Genomic DNA, 2,363 nt, shown 5'->3' on the forward strand with positions numbered 1-2,363 from the left:
ACTTGCCTATTAGCAACCGTGTCTTGTATGCATCCTCTACTGCCGCAGCAACCACCTTGTTTTTGATGAATCTGCCATTGATAAACAAATTTTCATAGTTTCGATTTCCTCTTGAAAGCTCAGGTTTGCCAATTAACCCCGTAAGGGCATACTCCCCTTTTTTATACTCTAAGGGAACCATACTGTTGGCGGCTTCTTTTCCATATACATAAAAAACAGAAGCCTTAAGCTCTCCATTTCCCGTTGTATGCAACATGGTTGTGTCATTATTAATAAAGCGGAAAGATACCTCCGGATGCCCTAAAGCCAATTTATTTATTAGGTCTGAAACAAATCCGCTTTCAGTTGCAGGCTTTTTCAAAAATTTTCTTCTGGCAGGAACATTATAAAATAAATTCTTTACAGTTATAGTGGTTCCTTCTGTACAGGAGGTATCTTGTATATTTTTGATTTCCCCTCCGCTGATTTCTATATACGTTCCCGTCTCTTCATCCCTTGTTTTTGTCATCATTTCAACCTGTGCAACTCCGGCAATGCTGGCTAAAGCTTCTCCACGAAAACCCAATGTAAAAATGTGCTCCAAGTCTTCAATTTCACTCATTTTGCTTGTCGCATGGCGCAAAAAAGCCGTTTTCACCTGTTCCTTGGGTATGCCACAGCCATTATCCATAATGCGAATATAGGAAATTCCGCCTTCTTTAATTTCTACGGTCACAGCGGTGGCTCCGGCATCAATGGCATTTTCCACTAATTCCTTTACAACAGACTTTGGCCCTTCCACAACCTCTCCGGCGGCAATTTTATTAATTGTTCTATTATCTAAAATTTTAATTGATTGCAAGGATATCCTCCTTCCTTTTACATTCCCTTTGCCTTTTTCTGCAATTCAAAAAGGGTCTGCAATGCTTCTATAGGCGTCATTGCCATAACATCCAGCTTGGAAATTTCGTCTATCATTTGATTTTCCTTTACAGAAAACATATCAATTTGCTTAGCCATATCCTCTGCCTGCTCTTGGGCTTCCACAGCAATTTTTTTCGCCTTTTTTGCAATATCAGCAGCATTCAGCTGTTTTAAAATTTGCCCACTGCGGCGGATTACCTTTGGCGGAAGACCTGCCAGCCTTGCTACCTGCACACCATAGCTATGGTCAGCCCCCCCTCGTTTGATTTTACGAAGGAAGATAATATCTTCGCCCATTTCTTGCACCGCTATGCAATAATTCTTCACACCAGGAAGCTTGCCTTCCAGTTCAGAAAGCTCATGATAATGGGTGGCAAACAGAGTCTTTGCACCAATCTGCTTCTCATCAGCAATGTATTCCAAAACTGCCCATGCAATGCTTAAACCATCAAAAGTACTGGTTCCACGGCCAATTTCGTCTAAAATCAAGAGGCTTTTTGCCGTAGCATTATTTAAAATATTTGCAACCTCTGACATTTCCACCATAAAGGTACTTTGTCCTGCACTCAAATCATCCGATGCACCAACTCTTGTAAAAATTCGGTCTACTATGCCAATATGGGCGGATTCAGCAGGAACAAAACTACCAATCTGCGCCATTAAAACAATTAAAGCTGTTTGGCGCATATAGGTTGACTTTCCTGCCATGTTGGGGCCTGTAATAATTGCCAGTCTGGTTTCTTCCTGATCTAAAAAAATATCATTGGGAATAAATTGCCCCTGGGTCATTTTTTCCACAACAGGATGACGCCCACCTATAACAGATATGATGTCTCCATCATCCACCACAGGCTTAATATAATTCATGCTCTGGGCAACCTCTCCGAAGGATTGAAGGGCATCAACCACAGACACCAAATAAGCGCAATATTGTATTCTCTCAACTTCAGCCGCCACTGCATTTCTGATCTCTGTAAAAATCTGATATTCCAAAGCAGTAATTTTTTCTTCTGCTCCTAAAATCAATTCAGCCAATTCATTCAGTTCCGGTGTTATGTAGCGTTCGCAATTTGCAAGGGTCTGCTTGCGAATATAATGGGGGGGAACCTCTTTCATATTTGACCGTGTAACTTCTATATAATAGCCAAAAACCTTATTAAATCGTATTTTTAGGTTTTTAATGCCTGTTTTTTCTTTTTCCTCTTCTTCCATCTGGTTTATCCATGTGGTTCCTTTTTCCTTTGCTTGAGTAAAGGTATCCAGTTCAGAATGGAAGCCCTGCTTAATCATACCGCCCTCTCTAACCGAAAAAGGAGGATCATCAACAATCGCCTGTTCAATTAAGGTATGAATATTTTCTAATGCATCTAGTTTCCCACAAACTTCTTCCAAATAGGGGCTTTTGCACCTTCCCAATATAGTTTTTAATAAGGGCAGATTTTCAATGGAGTTCTTTAATG

General features: G+C 40.5%; 2 protein-coding genes. Both read right to left on the reverse strand.

All coding sequences use genetic code 11. From position 1 onward, the window contains the following. Nucleotides 1-841: DNA mismatch repair endonuclease MutL (mutL, locus tag RTK36_RS07960; RefSeq protein WP_312045997.1), on the reverse strand; the 841-nt coding region annotated here is incomplete at its 3' end. A gap of 17 nt (nt 842-858) precedes the next feature. Further along, a partial coding sequence (gene mutS / locus RTK36_RS07965; RefSeq protein ID WP_312045999.1) for a DNA mismatch repair protein MutS occupies nt 859-2,363 on the reverse strand: 1,505 nt, incomplete at its 5' end.

It is taken from the genome of Anaerotignum sp. (assembly GCF_031981185.1).
Lineage (GTDB): Bacteria > Bacillota > Clostridia > Lachnospirales > Anaerotignaceae > Chakrabartyella.